Source organism: Ulvibacter sp. MAR_2010_11, assembly GCF_002813135.1.
Taxonomy (GTDB): Bacteria; Bacteroidota; Bacteroidia; order Flavobacteriales; family Flavobacteriaceae; genus Altibacter.
The window spans coordinates 1,622,509-1,641,411 of record NZ_PHTY01000001.1 but is presented as its reverse complement, the minus strand read 5'-3'; the positions used below and the strand labels follow the sequence as shown (position 1 = coordinate 1,641,411).

The 18,903-nt window shown below is 40.7% G+C and carries 18 protein-coding genes; 8 read left to right on the top strand and 10 right to left on the bottom strand.

Features of this window, described 5'->3' with window-relative positions; translation table 11 throughout:
* Positions 1 to 129: 129 nt before the first annotated feature.
* The 5 genes from ATE92_RS07565 (at position 130) to ATE92_RS07545 (ending at position 4,271) form a co-directional block, all read left to right on the top strand.
* On the top strand, positions 130 to 1,035 hold the full coding sequence (locus tag ATE92_RS07565) for a hypothetical protein (protein ID WP_100803122.1): 906 nt from the start codon (positions 130 to 132) through the stop codon (positions 1,033 to 1,035).
* A 10-nt stretch (positions 1,036 to 1,045) separates the two neighbouring features.
* Positions 1,046 to 1,387, top strand: coding sequence for a hypothetical protein (locus tag ATE92_RS07560; RefSeq protein ID WP_100803121.1), 342 nt, complete (start codon positions 1,046 to 1,048; stop codon positions 1,385 to 1,387).
* Between the two features lie 222 nt (positions 1,388 to 1,609).
* On the top strand, positions 1,610 to 3,061 hold the full coding sequence (locus ATE92_RS07555) for a hypothetical protein (RefSeq protein WP_157809583.1): 1,452 nt from the start codon (positions 1,610 to 1,612) through the stop codon (positions 3,059 to 3,061).
* A gap of 256 nt (positions 3,062 to 3,317) precedes the next feature.
* Positions 3,318 to 3,896, top strand: coding sequence for a hypothetical protein (locus ATE92_RS07550; protein WP_157809582.1), 579 nt, complete (start codon positions 3,318 to 3,320; stop codon positions 3,894 to 3,896).
* Positions 3,897 to 3,905: 9 nt separating this feature from the next.
* Complete coding sequence (locus ATE92_RS07545) at positions 3,906 to 4,271, top strand: hypothetical protein (protein ID WP_100803118.1); 366 nt, start codon at positions 3,906 to 3,908, stop codon at positions 4,269 to 4,271.
* Here the strand turns inward: ATE92_RS07545 and ATE92_RS07540 are convergent, their stop codons facing one another.
* A complete protein-coding gene (locus tag ATE92_RS07540) occupies positions 4,272 to 4,598 on the bottom strand; it encodes a hypothetical protein (protein ID WP_100803117.1) in 327 nt (108 codons plus the stop codon).
* A gap of 307 nt (positions 4,599 to 4,905) precedes the next feature.
* Here ATE92_RS07540 and ATE92_RS14075 point away from each other — a divergent pair, with 307 nt between their 5' ends.
* The 3 genes from ATE92_RS14075 to ATE92_RS07525 all read left to right on the top strand — a co-directional run bounded on the left by ATE92_RS14075 (position 4,906) and on the right by ATE92_RS07525 (position 7,719).
* A complete protein-coding gene (locus ATE92_RS14075) occupies positions 4,906 to 5,079 on the top strand; it encodes a DUF5522 domain-containing protein (protein ID WP_198515605.1) in 174 nt (57 codons plus the stop codon).
* Between the two features lie 86 nt (positions 5,080 to 5,165).
* Positions 5,166 to 7,181, top strand: a complete 2,016-nt coding sequence (locus ATE92_RS07530; protein WP_100803115.1) for a urocanate hydratase — start codon at positions 5,166 to 5,168, stop codon at positions 7,179 to 7,181.
* A gap of 1 nt (position 7,182) precedes the next feature.
* Positions 7,183 to 7,719: a DUF4136 domain-containing protein gene (locus tag ATE92_RS07525; protein WP_100804393.1), complete on the top strand. Its 537-nt coding sequence runs from the start codon at positions 7,183 to 7,185 to the stop codon at positions 7,717 to 7,719.
* A 67-nt stretch (positions 7,720 to 7,786) separates the two neighbouring features.
* Here the strand turns inward: ATE92_RS07525 and ATE92_RS07520 are convergent, their stop codons facing one another.
* The 9 genes from ATE92_RS07520 to ATE92_RS07480 form a co-directional block, all read right to left on the bottom strand.
* Positions 7,787 to 9,844 (bottom strand): thiamine pyrophosphate-dependent enzyme, encoded by a 2,058-nt coding sequence (locus ATE92_RS07520; RefSeq protein WP_100803114.1) that lies wholly within the window; start codon positions 9,842 to 9,844, stop codon positions 7,787 to 7,789.
* Between the two features lies 1 nt (position 9,845).
* Positions 9,846 to 11,120, bottom strand: coding sequence for a dihydrolipoamide acetyltransferase family protein (locus tag ATE92_RS07515; protein ID WP_232729133.1), 1,275 nt, complete (start codon positions 11,118 to 11,120; stop codon positions 9,846 to 9,848).
* 67 nt (positions 11,121 to 11,187) lie between these two features.
* Entirely contained in the window at positions 11,188 to 11,793 is a 606-nt protein-coding gene (locus tag ATE92_RS07510; protein WP_100803112.1) for a transferase hexapeptide repeat family protein, read from the bottom strand.
* Positions 11,794 to 11,874: 81 nt separating this feature from the next.
* On the bottom strand, positions 11,875 to 12,627 hold the full coding sequence (locus ATE92_RS07505) for an enoyl-CoA hydratase/isomerase family protein (RefSeq protein WP_100803111.1): 753 nt from the start codon (positions 12,625 to 12,627) through the stop codon (positions 11,875 to 11,877).
* Positions 12,628 to 12,723: 96 nt separating this feature from the next.
* Positions 12,724 to 15,234, bottom strand: coding sequence for a phenylacetic acid degradation bifunctional protein PaaZ (gene paaZ / locus ATE92_RS07500; RefSeq protein WP_100803110.1), 2,511 nt, complete (start codon positions 15,232 to 15,234; stop codon positions 12,724 to 12,726).
* A gap of 96 nt (positions 15,235 to 15,330) precedes the next feature.
* The gene (locus ATE92_RS07495) at positions 15,331 to 15,933 is read right to left on the bottom strand and encodes a short chain dehydrogenase (protein WP_100803109.1); all 603 of its coding nucleotides are present in this window, start codon (positions 15,931 to 15,933) and stop codon (positions 15,331 to 15,333) included.
* Positions 15,934 to 15,935: 2 nt separating this feature from the next.
* A complete protein-coding gene (locus ATE92_RS07490) occupies positions 15,936 to 17,147 on the bottom strand; it encodes an acetyl-CoA C-acyltransferase (protein ID WP_100803108.1) in 1,212 nt (403 codons plus the stop codon).
* Between the two features lie 88 nt (positions 17,148 to 17,235).
* A complete protein-coding gene (locus tag ATE92_RS07485; protein WP_100803107.1) occupies positions 17,236 to 17,643 on the bottom strand; it encodes a PaaI family thioesterase in 408 nt (135 codons plus the stop codon).
* Between the two features lie 58 nt (positions 17,644 to 17,701).
* On the bottom strand, positions 17,702 to 18,880 hold the full coding sequence (locus ATE92_RS07480) for a 3-hydroxyacyl-CoA dehydrogenase NAD-binding domain-containing protein (protein ID WP_100803106.1): 1,179 nt from the start codon (positions 18,878 to 18,880) through the stop codon (positions 17,702 to 17,704).
* Between the last annotated feature and the right edge of the window lie 23 nt (positions 18,881 to 18,903).

The window sequence follows — 18,903 nt, the reverse complement described above, 5'->3', positions numbered from 1 at the left end:
GCAAATTATTTTATTTTTTATCGTTTATTCCTGTATATCATCGATTTTTTAACCTTTTTATTGCATTATTTATATGTTTTTGACTCTTTCATTATATATTTGAAGGTATATTCTCCCTAACCAATAGTTATGAAACGTTCAACCTCACCCTGTTTCAGAGAGTCTTTTATTCTCTTGATTTTCACTATCTTACCTTTATTCATTTGTGCACAGGTTGGAATTGGCACAACAAGCCCAAATAGTCAATTGGATGTAAATGGGGCCTTATCTCTCAGAACCGGCCCAGACTTGATTTTGGCAAATGGAACGAACAATAATATCTCTTTAGGTACTACCCCATACTCCTTTTATAGAATTGTCGGCCCTACAGCTTCTTTTAATATTGGAAGTGTAGTTCCAAACTCCGGATCAGCCTCAGATGGACAATTGGTAACTTTTGAGAATAATACCTCTCAAACAATGAGAATTGTTAATAACGCGGGGGGGACAGCGATAAATAGAATCTTGTGTCCAGGAGGTCAGGATTTGATTTTAAATGGCTTATATGCCACTGTCACTTTAATGTACCAAACTAATCACGCCAGATGGGTTATAACCGGTAATTCTCAAAATACAGCTTCATCAGATTCGGTCTCGCTTGCTACCGACATTCAAATTTCCAGCGCAACATGGGCCAATGTCCCAAGTATGGGTACGCTCACTTTTACAGCAAGAAAACCCTCTGTGTTAATAATGTTGAGTGCATCGGGATTCGCCTACACTAATTCTATGGCTTATGTACAGCTTAGAGTTTTGAACGGAGCAACTAGCATAGGCGGGACGAATACCAAAATGCAGAGTTATGATGACGTTACAGGAACCATTACGGTTTGGAGCTGTAACTTTACAAAAACTCTTACCGGATTAACCGTAGGCACCAACTACACTTTAACCGTACAAGGACAGGTTTCGGGTATTCTTGGAACTTATAATGCTGCTATTTTTCCAATTACTAATCCGGATTCTCACCATTTAACAATATCTGCTATCCATTAAATATAACTTCATGAAATCATTAATAATTCTTTTAATATCAATCTTGAGTTTTAATTTGAATGCACAAGAACTAGCAAATAGTTCGGTAGTATCACAAAACTCAAATCCAACATCTCAAAATATTAAAAATAAGGTGCCTGTACTGAAAGCTTACGACACTATTTCTACAAATAATGCTGAAGTTGAAGTGAAGAAATCAATATTGGAGCCAAATAAGAATGAAAAAAAATTAACCGTTTCCTCAAAAAAAGAGAAAACAAAGAATGAGAGTAAAAACAGCATCAATCTTAAAACAAAAAAAGAACATAAAAAATCCAAAATAAAAATAAGCAAGAATACAAAAGACAATTAATTAACCTCACAAATCCCCATTTAGATGCCCCATTGTTAAACAGAAAGATTTTTTTTAATGTTGAATAGAAGCAATCAACCGTGATAAACATTCTTTATTTACACAAATATTTGTAGCCTTTTTCTTGATTGTGTTAATTTAATTTACCTTTAAGCCACTTTTTCTTCCTTTTATCGATACTTTGTGTATTATTGTGATGTCCAAATCGCTAATAATAATAACATGAAGAATACCTGCTCAGTACCTTCCTATTATTTTACCTGCATCCTATTCCTATTGTTCCTTGGAAAAGTGGCAACAGCACAAGTTGGAATAAACACCGTTTCACCGGATCCATCCAGTGTCTTGGATATCAATAGTTCCAATAAAGGGCTTCTAATTCCCAGAGTAAATATTGCTAATTTAAACGATTTCGCTCCTATTACCGGAGGGATTATCGAAAGTCTACTTGTTTATAATACAAACAGCTCCTTAGGAAAAGGTTTTTATTATTGGACCGGCAGCAATTGGCAATCCATAAGTAACGGATGGAAAACCTCTGGAAACACAGAAACAAATGACACATTTAATTTTATCGGAACCTTAGACAACAACAATCTTGTGTTTAAAACTAATAACTTAGAAGCAATGCGAATTAATGCTTCTAACAGACAAGTAGTAATAGGCCAGCCGGAAATTACTGGTGAAGAAGACTTGTTGAGAGTTTTTGGTGACATTGAACTAGGCGGAGGATCATCCAACTTTGATGCAATTTCAGAAAATATTCAATTAACCGCCCAAACTCAGCAATGGAACATCAATGTAAAAAATGACATCAATTCGGAAACTTCAAATTTCTACATAGGTACAGGAGAAGCCGCAACAGACGCCGGGTTAATGATTGCTCCAAATGGCAATGTAAAAATTGGAAAAAGTGGCGATGTGAGCCCCTTATCCGAATTACATATAGCTAACGATCAGGCCAACAATGCAACTACCATGCGGCTGGACAATACTGTTTCCTATACCAACAGACCGCACACATCGTATGAATTATGGGACGGGAATACATATTTAAAAGGATTTTTTAGACATAATAACTATACCAATGTGCTGGATTTAGGGCATAATCAAGGTAATGGTGTCTTAAACTTTTACTCCGGAAATGGAACAACTAGTGCTAATCCAAGCGCAATAGCAATGACACTCGACAGTCAAGGCGACTTGAACGTGGTAAATAACGTCCATATTGGAGGAAACCTTTCGGTGGACGGTACGATTTCAAAGGCGGGAGGTACGTTTAAAATTGACCATCCCTTAGACCCAACCAATAAATACCTGTATCACAGTTTTGTTGAAAGTCCGGACATGATGAACATTTACAACGGAAATGTCACAACAGATGAAAATGGAGAGGCCGTAGTTATTATGCCCGATTATTTTTCGGCATTGAATATAGACTTCAGGTATCAATTAACTACCATTGGTTCTTTTTCGAAGGTAATGATTGCTGAAGAAATTTCAGGAAACACCTTTGTTATTAAATCAGAAGAACCCAATGTGAAAATAAGTTGGCAGGTTACCGGCGTTCGTAATGATGCCTATGCTCAAAAAAACCGTGTGAAAGTGGAGGTTGAAAAAGAAGACTCACTCAAAGGAACTTATTTGTATCCTGAAGTGTTAGACAAGAAGTAACCTTCAGATAATCTACTCATTAACATGTTTGCCTACCTCGACAAGTAAATGGCTCAACGGCTAAAGGCTAATTGATAAAACTCCCCCACTTGATATAGCACAACAACCAGATTTACTGTCTTTTATCCTAATTTTCTTTGCCAAATTAAGAGTTTTCATACATCTTATATCCCTTTATTTGTCCTTCATCGAAAAAGTAGTTACACCATATTCTTTTTAACTACTATTACTCCGGAAATTAAACTCCCTAATTGCTATGAAGAAAATAACCTCACATTATTTTTCTGCTGTCATCTTAGTTATGGCGCTTTTTATTTTTTCGGTAACCAATGCTCAGGTTGGTATAAATATTACCCCCAGTACGGTCCCAGCGCTTGATGCCACAAAATCGTTGGATGTAAACGGGGATACCAGATTACGAGGAGATACAAGATTGGATGGCGCATTGTTACCCGGCAATGCAGCCGGGGGTGTAGACCAAATGCTACTATCTCAAGGCACCGGAACACCCCCTGTTTGGGGACCGGGGTTTATTAATACGACTGAATTTGATTATATCGGAAAGTTTTATGTCACCCCCTTCAACATTCCTGCTGCCGTTCATGGCTCGATTACTGTTGTAGATGCCGATATGACTCCTACTTCGGTGGTTACATGGCATTTTGTTGGACCCCTTCCTGTGCCTACACCTAATGCCGGAACCTTACAATGGGGAAATAACTTTAGAGTATTCGTTGAGCCACAAGCAGGGCAAGTAGTTTTTCACATAACGAATTTATCGAACAGAGCTATAACCGGACTACAAATCGAATATGTGGCATTTTATAACCAATAAAATTCAATTATGAAAAAAATGCTACCTGCTTTAATGATCTTATTTGGAGTTACAGTATATGCACAAGTTGAGAATGCTGTCATACTCAATACCTTTTATATAACATTAGAAAAACAAACTGTACCAACAAATATTATTGCAACATTGGGCGCTCCTAATAAGAATGATTCGAATGAAACTCCTTTGAAAAGTTTCGCTATCACCACTACTAAAAGCGCTACTCCATTTAATGTAACCACAACAATTTCTATCGAATCAGACGGCAATGAAGAAGACAGCTCTAATACGCTGGATACATTTTCACTCACTCTTGAAAAATCATCGATTCCTTTAAATACAAAGGCTGTAGATGTTGTAATTCATAAAAAACAATAATTATAAAGACCTCACAAACTTCCAAAAAGACCTCTTTTTTAAATAATCGAGGTCTATTTCATTTCCATAAGCTTCCCGCTCAAAACTGATATTTAAATAAGCCTGGTACCTATCGTGGTATTGCAACCATCGTATCAAAAATTCAACACCATACCATATAAAAAAAGGAAGCACCAATAATTCAATTTGCTGTCGCAGATGAATCCGCTCGTGATTTAAAAAAACTGCATCGTCCTTAAAACGCTTTTCCTTTAGAATTATAAACGGCCATAGCGCTATTCCCGAGAACTTTTTTCTAAGTAAATAACGACTTACTAAAACGATCATAGTTGGATTGTTGGATTATTCGATTGTTGGATTATTCGATTTTAGATTTTAGATTTTAGAAATAAGAAATGCTTTTCATTATTCACTACTCACTGCTCACTGCTCACTGCTCACTGCTCACTGCTCACTACTCACTACTCACTACTCACTACTCACTACTCACTACTCACTACTCACTACTCACTACTCACTACTCACTACTCACAACTCACAACTCACAACTCACTGCTCACCGGCTAAAATTACAATTTTCAATCTTACGTAGCACTTTTTCCCTTCTCAAGGCCTAATTTCATACTTTTGTACTATGTTGTTTCCGAAGAAAAAAATAGAACTTGAAGAAGGGGATTATTACCTCACTCCCGAAGGCTATAAATGCTTTACCGAACAATACCATTTAAAACGCGGATATTGCTGCGAGAGCAATTGCCGGCATTGCCCCTATGGTTACAATAAGAAACGGAAGACGGGTGACCAATGACCAATGACCGATGACCGAATACTGAATACTGAATACTGAATACTGAATACTGAATACTGAATACTGAATACTGAATACTAAAAAACATGACGTTCCAAGAAGAAATACAACAAGGAATTCCACATCAATTACCTACTCCAAAACCTTATGATTCTACCATAAATCACGCGCCTAAAAGAAAAGAAATTCTGTCGGCTGAAGAGAAAGAACTTGCCTTACGGAATGCACTTCGTTATATTGACCCTAAACATCATGCCACCCTCCTACTCGAATTTACTTCTGAATTAAATACTTACGGAAGAATTTATATGTATCGTTTTCGTCCGGACCACCCTATCTATGCACGTCCTCTTTCAGAATATCCCGGAAAATCGGAGCAAGCAAAGGCAATCATGCTCATGATTCAGAATAATCTGGATTATGCCGTAGCACAACATCCACATGAACTGATTACCTATGGTGGGAATGGGGCTGTTTTTCAGAATTGGGCGCAATACAGATTGGTGATGAAATACCTTTCTGAAATGACAAATGAACAAACTCTGGTGGTATATTCGGGACACCCTCTAGGTTTATTTCCGTCACATAAAGACGCCCCTAGGGTTGTTGTAACCAATGGAATGATGATCCCAAACTATTCTCAACCGGACGACTGGGAAAAATTCAATGCCTTAGGAGTTACCCAATACGGGCAGATGACAGCAGGAAGCTATATGTATATTGGTCCGCAAGGGATCGTTCACGGAACCACTATTACTGTACTGAATGGTTTCCGAAAAATAAAGAAATCTCCAAAAGGGGGTTTGTTTGTTACATCGGGCTTGGGCGGTATGAGTGGCGCGCAACCCAAGGCCGGAAATATTGCCGGCTGTATTACGGTCTGTGCCGAAGTGAATCAAAAAGCTACGCATACACGTCATTCGCAGGGTTGGGTAGACGAAGTGATTTCCGATTTGAATGAATTAAGCAATCGCGTAAAACGAGCCATTTCAGCACAAGAAACAGTTTCCATAGCCTACGACGGAAATATTGTAGATGTATGGGAACATTTCGATACTGAAAATATTCATATCGATTTAGGAAGTGATCAGACTTCTTTGCACAACCCGTGGGCTGGTGGTTATTATCCTGTAGGATTAACCTATGAAGAATCCAACAACATGATGGCCACAAATCCTGAAGGGTTTAAAAAGGAAGTACAAAAAACATTACGTCGACATACCGTTGCCATAAATAAACACACTGCAAAAGGTACTTATTTCTTCGATTATGGAAACGCCTTTCTTTTGGAGGCATCTCGAGCCGGAGCCGATATCATGGCTAAAAAAGAAGTGTCAGGTCGAGCACAGTCGAGACCTCAATCAGAGTTTCGCTATCCCAGCTATGTACAAGACATCATGGGCCCTATGTGTTTCGACTACGGGTTTGGTCCGTTTCGCTGGGTATGTACTTCGAGAGATCCGCTAGACCTTGCCAAAACCGATGCAATCGCAAGTGATGTTTTAAACGAATTGATGAAAGATGCTCCGGAGGAAATCCAACAACAAATGGCCGATAATATCCAATGGATCCGGGGCGCGCAGGAAAATAAGCTGGTTGTAGGATCACAAGCCCGTATCCTTTACGCAGATAGCGACGGACGCGTTAAGATCGCGTCAGCATTTAATAAGGCTATAGCCGAAGGCAAAATTGGACCGGTAGTATTGGGAAGAGATCACCACGATGTTTCGGGTACCGATTCGCCTTACAGAGAAACCTCAAATATTTATGACGGCAGCCGATTTACAGCCGATATGGCCATCCATAATGTGATAGGTGATAGTTTCCGGGGAGCAACGTGGGTGAGTATTCACAATGGCGGTGGTGTTGGCTGGGGAGAGGTGATAAACGGGGGATTTGGTATGGTTCTTGATGGTAGTAAAGACGCGCAACGCCGCTTAGAATCTATGCTTTTCTGGGATGTAAATAACGGAATCGCACGACGGAGTTGGGCGCGAAATGAGGAAGCTGTTTTCGCTATTAAAAGAGCGATGCATAACAATCCAAACTTGCAGGTAACACTTCCCAATTTTGTAGATGATTCACTTTTTAAAAAAAATTGATATGAAAGCTTTTAAAATTATTTCTCTTTTAGTGCTTTTTGTGCTTGCAGCATGTAGCTCGGTGAGAGTAGCCGCCGATTACGACAAGAATGCCAATTTCGACGCGTATAATTCGTATGCCTTTTACAAACCCGGTATAGACAAGGCAAAAATTTCCGATTTGGATAAGAAAAGGATTCTTCGTTCAATCGACAGCGAACTCTCGATTAAAGGCATGGCTAAATCTGAAAGTCCTACCCTATTAGTAAGTATTTTCACCAAAGAGAAGGAGCGAGTTGATGTATACCAAAGAAACTTTGGCTACGGCTGGGGATGGAATCCATGGTGGTACGGAGGCTATTACGGAAATTCGGTTTCAACAACTACCGAAGGTACATTGTATATAGATTTAATAGATGCTAAAACCAACGAATTGGTATGGCAGGGTATGGGCACTTCCACACTTGTTACTAAAAATATTGAAAAAAAAGAAGAGCGAATTCGTGAAATTGTCAAAGAAATTTTAGCCGAATATCCCCCCGGAGCAATGAAAAAATAAATCAGAAAACCCTCAAAAATTGAGGGTTTTTTTATGCCTTTTCAATAAAATTGAAAACCTATTTTTCTCAGTAATTCAATAATTCCAAAATCTTGGCTTTCACCTTTTCAGTAGAAGGAATCATGGTTTGTTCCAAAACCGAATTCAACGGAATTGCAGGCATATTTTCGGAACCAATTACCATTACAGGAGCATCCAATTGCTGAAAACACTCTTCCTGAATTCTACCTTGCAAGGCTCTTGAAAAACTGTTCTCTGAAGGTTCCTCAGTTACCACCAAACATTTACCGCATTTTTTAACCGATTTGAATACGGTTTCATAATCCAAAGGATGCAACGTTCGTAGATCTACTATTTCTATTTTATCGGTCATTTTTAACTCTCTTGAAGCATTGTATGCCCAATGTACTCCCATTCCGTATGTAATAATAGAAAGTGTCTCTTCTTCCTCTTGCGGCCAAATTTCCTGCAATACCCAGGCCTTTCCAAAGGGTAAAATATAGTCCTCCGAAGGTTCCACCGAAGTCGCACCTTTGGTTCCCGGCACCTTACTCCAATACAATCCCTTGTGTTCAAAAATAACCACCGGATTGGGGTCGTAATAGGCTGCTTTCAGCAAGCCTTTCAAATCGGCCCCATTACTCGGATACGCAATTTTTAAACCTCGTATGTTCGTCACCACACTTTCTACAGATGAGGAATGATAAGGACCCCCACTGCCATAGGCACCAATGGGAACACGAAGTATCATCGATACGGGCCATTTTCCATTGGATAGGTAACAACTTCTACTTACCTCGGTAAATAGTTGATTAAGTCCCGGCCAGATATAATCGGCAAACTGAACCTCAACAATAGGTTTTAAACCCACGGCGCTCATTCCAACCGTAGAACCTACAATAAATGCCTCTTGGATTGGTGTATTAAAAACACGGTTGTCCCCGAACTTTTGAGCAAGGGTCGCGGCTTCTCTAAAAACGCCTCCAAGCCTTCCTCCTACATCCTGACCGTACAATAGACATTCCTTGTGCTTCGCCATTAATTCTTCAATAGCAAAGAGCGCACAATCAACCATCACTACTTTTTCGGCTCCTTTTGGAGCACGAGTTCCGGTTTCTTCGGTGATTGTAGTGGGTGCAAAATCGTGTGTAAATAAATCTTCGGGGCGAGGATCTTCAGCTGCCAGTGCCTGTGTTAATGAATTTTTAATCTGGTCTAAAGCATCGGTTTCTATCGAATTTAATTCCTTCTCAGAAAAACCGCCATCCAACAATAACTTTTTCAGTTTCGGGTAAGGGTCTCTACTTTGTGCTTCTTCCAAATCGTCCCTATACCATTCCATCCGCACTCCTGAAGTATGATGATTCAACAAAGGAACCTTGGCATGCACCAAAAATGGTCTTCTTTCGGTTCTAATCTTGTGAATCACACTTTCGAGCGTTGCATAAGATTCCTCAAAATCGGTTCCATCAATGGAAACAGCCTCCAATCCATGAAATCCCGCAGCATATTCAAAAGCATTTTGAGCCCGTGTTTCGGCTTCATTGGCACTAATATCCCAACCGTTATCCTGCACCAAATACAATATGGGGAGTTGCTTTAGGGCCGCCATTTGGAAAGCTTCGGCAATTTCTCCTTCAGTGACCGATGCATCTCCCAAAGAACACACCACAAAAGGATGTTCTTCTTTAGGATTGTTTAATTTTTCAGACTCTTTATACCACATACCTAAAGCGACCCCGGTAGCCGGAATGGCCTGCATCCCCGTTGCACTACTTTGATGCGGAATCTTGGGCTTATCGTCATCGCGCAAACTGGGGTGCGAATAATAAGTTCTTCCCCCTGAAAAAGGATCATCGCGTTTTGCCAGAATTTGTAACATCAGCTCATAAGGTTTCATACCTATTGCGAGCAACATGGCATCATCGCGATAATACGGAAAGGCATAATCCTGCGGTTGCAAATGCATCCCGATTGCCGTCTGAATTACTTCATGACCCCGGGACGTTGCGTGTACGTATTTTGAAACTACCTTAAAGTTTTCTTCATATACCTCGGTCATTGCCTTAGCAGTAACCAGATTTACAAATGCTTTTTTAAGTATTTCTTTGTTTATTTTGCTCATTCTAAAATTTCCTGTTCAAATCAAACTGTTCCATTTCGTCGGCAATCCTTCGTAAAAAAGAACCTGCCAAATAACCATCCACAATTCGATGGTCGAATGAAAGGGACAGATACATCATTTGTCTTATTTCTATCGTATCGCTATCTTCTCTTTCCATAACTTCTGCTCTTTTCTTTATAATTCCTGTCGCGAGAATAGCAGCTTCCGGCTGATTGATAATGGGGGTGCCCATAAGGCTTCCAAAAGTTCCCACGTTACTAATGGTAAAAGTGCTTCCCTTGGCATCATCGCCTTTTAATTTGTTATCGCGGGCCTTTCCAACCAATTCGTTGGTGGTTGCCGCTAATTCCTTCAGATTTTTTTTATCGGCATTTTTTACTACAGGAACAATTAAGTTTCCACTTGGCAAGGCAGTTGCCATCCCAATGTTAATTTCGTCTTTTACTATAATTGTTGTTCCGTCCAGAGAAGAGTTTATCATAGGAAATGCCTTGATAGCCTTGGCAACACATTCGATGAAAAGTGGGGTAAACGTTAGTTTTTCGCTGTGTTTTTTCTGAAAAGCTACTTTGTTTTTATTGCGCCATTCCACCATATTGGTTAAATCGGCTTCCACATAGGCAGTAACATGAGGAGACGTATGTTTGCTAAAAACCATATGATCTGCAATTAGCTGACGCATACGATCCATCTCTACCATTTTCCCTTTACCCTTGTCAAATTGAAGATCGGGAACCTGAAATCCGGACCCCGGTGCCACAGCTTGTGCAAACTGAAACTGTCTGCCTTCAGCGATATAATTCAACAAATCGCTTTTACGCAATCGGTTGTCCTTTCCTGTTCCGGGAATACGCGCCAGTTCTTCATAACTCACGTGATGCTTGCGTGCGATGCTATCCACCAACGGACTTACAAACACGTTTTCATTTACCTTAAATGAGGTAGATGTAGGTTTGGATTTAGATTTTTTTGAAGTTATTACTTCTGAAGTTTCCTTTTTCTCCTTTTTTTCTGAAGGGATAGATTTTTGGTCTCCTGAAAGTTCTAAAATCGCAATCACTTGGCCCACAGGGACCACATCTTTGGGCCCAAACTTATGCTGAAGCATTTTTCCTGAAGCAGGAGCCGGCACTTCATTATCTACCTTGTCTGTCGCTACTTCACAGAGAATATCTCCTTCCTCAAAGCTATCGCCTTCGTTTACCAACCAGTTGATGATGGTTCCTTCGGTGATGCTCTCCCCCATGCGGGGCATTTTAAATTCTGTTTTAGTCATATTTTAACATTCGATGCTTCGACAACACTTCGACAGGCTCAGTGTGACACTTAATACATTATTGTTATTACTCTTTATGCTCTTTTCTTATCTCCTGAAGCGTCTTATAAAAATCTTCCTGCACAGGTCTCTCCTTCGGAATTTCCCGTAAAGGCTCTACTTCACGAAGTGTTTCATGACAATCCTTCGGTAATTGTTGGTACAACCTCGTTCCTGCTGTTTTCCAGTCGATCATTTCATCTGAAATATCTTTAATCGCCTTCGCCGGATTGCCAACGATTAACTTCCGCTTCGAAAAAACTGTTTCGGCTTTTACAAAACTCATCGCGCCAACAATACATTCATCACCAATCACCGCATCGTCCATGATTACACTATTCATTCCAATAAGGCAATTCCGTCCCAAATTGGCACCATGAATCACGGCTCCATGACCCACATGAGCTCCTTTCTTTAAAACAATCGATTTCCCCGGAAACATATGTACCGTACAGTTTTCCTGCACATTTACACCATCTTCCAAGATTATCTCGCCCCAGTCCCCGCGAATCGCAGCCCCCGGACCTATATAACAATTTTTTCCAATAATCACATTTCCGGTAACTGCTGCCAACGGATGTACAAAGCTGCTTTCATGCACTACGGGAATATGTCCTTTAAAGCTGTAAATCATAAATTTTAAATGATAAAGTAAAAAAGCATTATATGAACAGTTTTAACTTTTACATTTTGCAGTTTTACATTTTGCGGTTTTTTATTTAAATCTTTTCAACGTTTCTTTTGTAAAATCGGAAAGCACTAGTCTGCCGCTTATTGCGGCGCGTTCGGCCAAGAGATTATCCCAGTCTTCGGTGCCCGCCCACATCACTTTTTTCATCTCCTTCATGGCTTCCGGATTATAAGTACATAAATTTTCGGCAAAAGCCTGCACTGCCTCGTCCAGCGCTTCAGTAGAATCATAAACTTCAGCATACAATCCTTTTTGTCTGGCCCATTCGGCATCGTAAAAAGTATCGGCATCGATAGCAATTTGTGACATACCGGTTAGACCCAATTTGCGCTCTACGGCAGGTCCAACCACAAATGGACCAATTCCCACATTTAACTCGCTTAATTTAATTGAGGCAAATTTGGAAGCCATACAATAATCGGTTGCCGAAGCTACTCCCACACCTCCTCCAACGGTCTTTCCTTGAATGCGACCAATAATAAATTTAGGACATTTACGCATCGCATTAATAACGTTTGCAAAGCCACTGAAAAACACTTTCCCTGTCTCCGCATCGTTAATATTGATAAGTTCCTTAAAACTGGCTCCGGCGCAGAAGGTGCGTTCGCCACCGCTTTTAAGGATAATTACCTTTACCTCATCGTTGGCTCCTGCTTCATTAATGGCATCTACCAATTTCGCCAGAATATCACCCGGCAAACTATTGTGAGCGGGATGAAAGAATTCTATGGTTGAGATTCCGTTTTGTATGTCTTGTTTTACGTAGGGCTGGGTCATATTAAAATACTAAATTTTAAATCTAAAATGATAAAGTAAAAAGGTATTTTATTTTGAACTTTTACATTTTTCTGTTTTATATTTTTCTGTTTTAAATTATAACAATCCGAACTGACTAAAATGATGATTCAAATGCTTGCGTTCCATTAAATACCATTCAAATTTGTTTAATTCCCCAAACACAATGTTTTTAAGCTTTGCCTCCGGGTTTTCCTTAAAGTATTGTAAATACTCGTTTCTCGCTTCCAAAAACTTTTGCTTCGCCGTCTCCAGATCGGGGTGCTGCAACGACTCCAGCGTATCCTTTGTAAGTAACGGGAAGTTCGTATTCTTCGGAAACGGTTCATAATTATAGAGCGATTCGTATGTTTTTTCCAGATATTTTTCAGGCGTAGCCACGTCAAAATCCTGGATTTCTCCTGAAGCGATTCGATACGTAACTTCAAGATGTTCGATCATATGTTGTGGTGTCATAATACCCCATTCCGGCTTAGTATCTTCGCTAAGTTTACTTAAAAGTTCTTCTATTTTTTCTGAAGTCATTTCAGTAAAAACAGTCTGCTTTTTCTGAACCATTGTCAGAATTGTAGCAACTGCCACCAAATCCTCCTGATCGTCGGCAGGTTCGGCATCGAAAACCTCAACATACCATTTTACGATCCCACTGGGTAATTCCGCACCTCTTTGGTCGCGATCTATTTTTTGCTTGCAGGTGAGTCGGACATATACCGTATCATTGTGATAAATAGGTCGCAAGAATCTACATTCTTCCAATCCGTAATTAGCCGCCACCGGCCCTTTATTGGGATACACGAACAAACCTGCAGCCGCTGCAAGAATAAAATAACCGTGAGCGGTTCGTTTTTCAAAAATACTTCCGTCTAATGAAGTGATATCTGTATGGGCGTAAAAGTGATCCCAGGTAAGGTTGGCGAAATTTACAATGTCGCCATCGGTAAGGGTACGTTTATGTGTCTTTAATGACATTCCGGGCTCAATATCTTCCCAATGATAGGCAAACGGATGCTTTTCGGCATCTTTATAATCAGCCTTAGGCTGATAGATACCTGTAACTTCAGTAAGCGTAGTTGGCGAACCCTGAATCGCACATCGCTGCAAATAATGCTTGATCCCGCGAATTCCACCCATTTCTTCTCCCCCTCCTGCGCGACCGGGTCCGCCATGCACCAATGTTGGTAACGGAGAGCCGTGTCCTGTACTTTGTTTGGCGCTTTCACGATTCAGAATTAGGATTCTTCCGTGATGTGAAGCAGCATTTACTGTATATTCTTTGGCAATTTTATTGTCATTTGTGATAATGGAACTCACCAATGAGCCTTTTCCCATCTGTGCCAATTGAATGGCTTCGGAAAGATTTTTATAAGGCATTAATGTACTTACCGGTCCAAATGCTTCGGTATCGTGTGCCGCACAATTATCGAAAGGATGATCTGCCCGAAGCAGAATAGGACTCATAAACGCCCCTTTTTTCGAATCGGCTCCAATAACGTCAACCTTGTCTAAATTTCCGTAAACAATCTGCGCTGACTTGGCTATTTCTTTCACCCTGTCGTGCACTTCGGTCACTTGATCCATACTCACCAAGGCGCCCATGCGCACTTCCTTCAATCGTGGATCACCGATGGTAACTTTATCCAATGCTTTTCCAAGTGCAATTTGCACATCTTCCATCAGTTTTTCCGGAACAATGATGCGTCGAATGGCGGTACATTTTTGTCCGCCCTTTACGGTCATTTCATTTCGAACTTCCTTTATAAACAAATCGAATTCGGGTGTTTCCGGTACCGCGTCTTCCCCTAGAACGGAAGCATTTAATGAATCGGCTTCCATGTTAAAAGGTACTGCCTCTTCTATAATTCGCGGATGTGTTTTCAGCATTCTTCCGGTGGTGGCAGAACCCGTAAAGGTTACAACATCCTGAGACTCGACTGTATCCAGAATCGTTCTGGCCGATCCTGAAATAAGTTGTAAAGCACCTTCAGGAAGAATTTTTGAAGCTATAATTTCGCGTACTACTGCTTCTGTAAGAAAAGAGGTATTGGTCGCAGGTTTTACAACCGCCGGAACTCCCGCCATCCAATTAACGGCACATTTTTCCAACATGCCCCAAACCGGGAAGTTATAAGCGTTAATATGAATTGCAACTCCCTTTTTGGGAACCATAATATGATGCGCCATAAAACGTCCACCACGCGATAAATCGATAGGATCGCCTTCTACGTGGTATGACTGATTGGGAAACAATTTCCGAAGCGAAGCATTGGCAAATAAATTTCCAAACCCTCCTTCAATATCTATCCAACTATCAATACGTGTAGCACCGGTACGGTAACTCACTTCGTAGAATTGTTCCTTGCGCTTATTGAGATACAAAGCCAGCTTCTTTAGCATCATCCCCCTTTCCTGAAAGGTCATATTGCGAAGCACTTCGCCTTTTTCTCTTCCGTATTGCAGGATTTCACCAAAGTCAAGACCCTTGGTATCGGACAAGGCAACGATTTCACCTGTAACCGCATCGTGCATAGGCACGCCTTCTCCATTTCCTTCAAGCCATTGACCTGTAACGTAGTTTTGTAGTTTATTCATAATTTTGTTATATAAATAGGATTCTAATCCTTTTAATTATCAAATCACTAATTCACAAGTTTTTAAAGATTTACCTTCAAAAGCTTAATCCTCATCTTATGCTCTAATCCGTATGATTTCTCCATTAATTTTTCCTTCCACACTTTTCACATAGCCATCAACCACCTTTTGCATGGGAACCGGGGTATTTCCGGGGAAATAATCTTTGTATTTTTCATAGGAATCTTCCACCAAATCGGCCGAAACCACGTTCACTCTAATGCCGTTTTCCAGTTCTAAGGCTACTGCCTTTACAAAGCTTTGAATTGCTCCGTTTACCATAGCCGCACTTGTGGTCATGTCTACAGGCTCATCAGCCAAAATTCCCGTGGTCAAAGTGATAGATCCTCCCGGATTTAAAAACGCTCTTCCCAATCGTACCAAATTCACCTGTCCCATCATTTTACTGCGAATACCTATGTAAAAATCTTCTTCGGAAAGGTTATCGAACTTATCCCATTTGGCATCCCCCGCAACATTTACAATGGCATCTACCTGTCCCACTTTCTGAAACATATCAGTGATGGAAGCTGATGAAGCAATATCGACCTCAACATCACCGGAAGTTCTGCCTGCGATTAGCACATCGTGCTTATCATACAATCTTTTGGTGATGGTTTTACCAATAGTTCCGTTTCCTCCGATAATTAAGATTCTCATATTTACAGATTCACATTTTCAATAATCGCAGCATAACCCTGCCCCACACCAACACACATAGTTATTAGTGCGTACCTTTTATGCTGCTCAATCAATTCCAAAGCTGCCGAATAAGCAATTCTCGCACCTGTAACTCCCAGTGGATGTCCAATAGCTATAGAACCTCCATTGGGATTGATTCGCGGATCATCGTCCTTAAGTCCCCATGCCCTAATACAGGCCAATGCCTGTGATGCAAAAGCCTCGTTTAGTTCTATCACGTCCATATCGTTCATAGTAAGACCTGCTTTTTCCAAAGCTTTGTTGCTCGCTTCAACGGGACCAATACCCATGATACTCGGTTCCACACCTATTACAGCCGAGCTAACAATTCGTGCCAAAGGGTTTAAATTGTATTTCTTTACGGCTGCTTCGGAAGCAATGATAGTAGCAGCTGCTCCGTCGTTTAATCCGGAAGAATTCCCGGCAGTAACACTACCATCTTTCTTAAAGGCCGGGCGTAATTTTGCCAGAATCTCTTTGGAAGTGGTTGGTTTAATAAATTCATCGTCCTTGAATATTATGGGATCTTTTTTCCGCTGCGGAATTTCCACAGGCACGATTTCCTTGGCTAATCTGCCGTTTTGTTGGGCCGCCGAAGCCTTCATCTGACTGTTATAAGCAAACGCATCCTGATCTTCGCGGGTGATATTATATTTTTCAACAAGATTTTCGGCTGTATTACCCATCCCGTCTGTTCCGTACAAATCGTGCATCTTCTGGTTCACAAAGCGCCACCCGAAACTGGAGTCGTACATTTTGGCGTCGGTACCGAATCCCGTAGAAGGTTTTGCAATCACATAAGGTCCTCTGGTCATGTTTTCAACACCGCCGGAAATAAATACATCACCGTCGCCCGCTTTAATTGCGCGATTGGCGTGGATAATTGCTGACAGTCCGCTGCTGCACAGTCTATTGACTGTTTCACCGGGAACGGTGAAAGGCAGTCCTGCCAGCAGCAGCGACATACGAGCCACATTTCGGTTATCTTCACCCGCCTGATTGGCACATCCCATAATCACATCATCGAATGCTTCTTTCGGAATGTTGGGATTTCTTTTTACAATTTCAGAAATAACCAAAGCCCCCAAGTCGTCTGTTCGCACAGCACTTAAAATTCCCTGATAACTTCCAATGGGAGTCCGCACTCCGTCAATGATATATGCTTCTTTCAAAGTTAAAATTTTAAATGAAAAATTTAAAAGGCTAAAGTATTGACACTTTTTACATTTTTAATTTTTCGGTTTTACATTTTACATTTCCCTATTCTTCCCAGTCTTTTGAGGTTCTATACACAACGCCTTTAAACAGCGCCACTAATTCGGTTCCTCGCCGAACTTCAACGATATTGAATCCGATTTTAGTTTTCTGAAGATCCAATGTAGCTTCAGCTGTTAATTGATCTCCTTCTTCCAGAGCTTCAATATGATTGATGGACGTTTCAATAGAAACTGCATACTTTCCATGCGTATTAGCTGCAAATCCGAAGGCTGTATCGGCCAAACTGTAGCTAATTCCGCCATGCGCCTTTTTCATGCTGTTCAGCATTTCCTTTCGCACCGTCATTCCAACTTTGCATCGGCCTAATTCACATTCCAAGATCTCTATCCCCAGCCACTGACTAAAGGCATCCTGTGATAACATTTTGTATGGGATCTTATTTGCATCCATAGTTAAACCCTTCGACCCTGCCTGCCGGCTGGCAGGTGCGCTCAGGGGGACATCCTGTTTAATTAAAAAACTTTTTATTTTCCCTAGTCATTTTCCGCAACAAAGGCGAACAACGATATCGGTCTTCATGATATTCATTGTACAACTTGTCCATTTGCTGAACACACCAATCGATTCCTTTTTCGTCTGCCCAGGCCAATAAACCTTTCGGGTAGTTTACTCCCTTGGTCATGGCATTGTCTATATCTTCAGCCGAAGCAACATTCAGAAACAAAGCATCGGCTGCTTCGTTGATGAGCATTACAAGAATTCGGTTGAATATTTGTTGTTGTATTTCATTGTTTTGAGATTCCTTCGTTTCGCTCTGAATGACAATTGCACCATCCTTACTATAATTATAATAACCTTTTCCACTTTTTCTTCCCAGGTAACCGGCTTCAGCAAAACGCTTTTGCGTAAAAGCGGGTTTGTAGCGTGGATCGTAATAAAAGGCCTCAAAAACGGTTTCGGTAACGGTATAGTTCACGTCGTTTCCTATAAAATCCATTAATTCGAATGGTCCCATTCTAAATCCGCCACTGTTTTTCATAGCATGGTCGATCGTAGCAAAATCGGCTATCCCCTCCTCATAGATTCGCAGTGCTTCTCCATAGAACGGACGTGCTACCCGATTAACGATAAAACCCGGAGTATCTTTGGCGATCGCCACTATTTTTTTCCAGTTTTTTATGGTAGTAACCGAAGTATTTAGTGTTTTTTCTGAAGTCTGAATAGCAGGAATTACCTCAACCAATTGCATCAAGGGTGCAGGATTGAAAAAGTGAATTCCCACACAGCGTTCCGGCTGTCGTAATGAAGCCGCAATAGAAGCAATGGACAGTGAGGATGTGTTCGAAGCTATGATACAATCTTCGGCAACATAACTTTCCAATTCCTGAAAAACCTTCTTCTTAATGTCCAGATTTTCTACAATTGCCTCAATGGTCAATTCGGAATCCGACAAATCTTTTAAAGAATTTACATACCGAATATTTCCAAGGATTCTGGTTTTTTCTGAAGCATCAATGCGTGCTTTTTCAACCAGCCGAAGTAGAATTTTTTCAAGAGCTGCTTTTGCATTTTCAAGAGCCTCGGCGCTGGTATCGTAAATTTTCACAGTACAGCCTGCGGTTGCTGCAACTTGTGCAATTCCACTTCCCATGGTTCCTGAACCTATTATTCCAACTTTTTTAATCATAAATTATAAATACAAAATGAAAA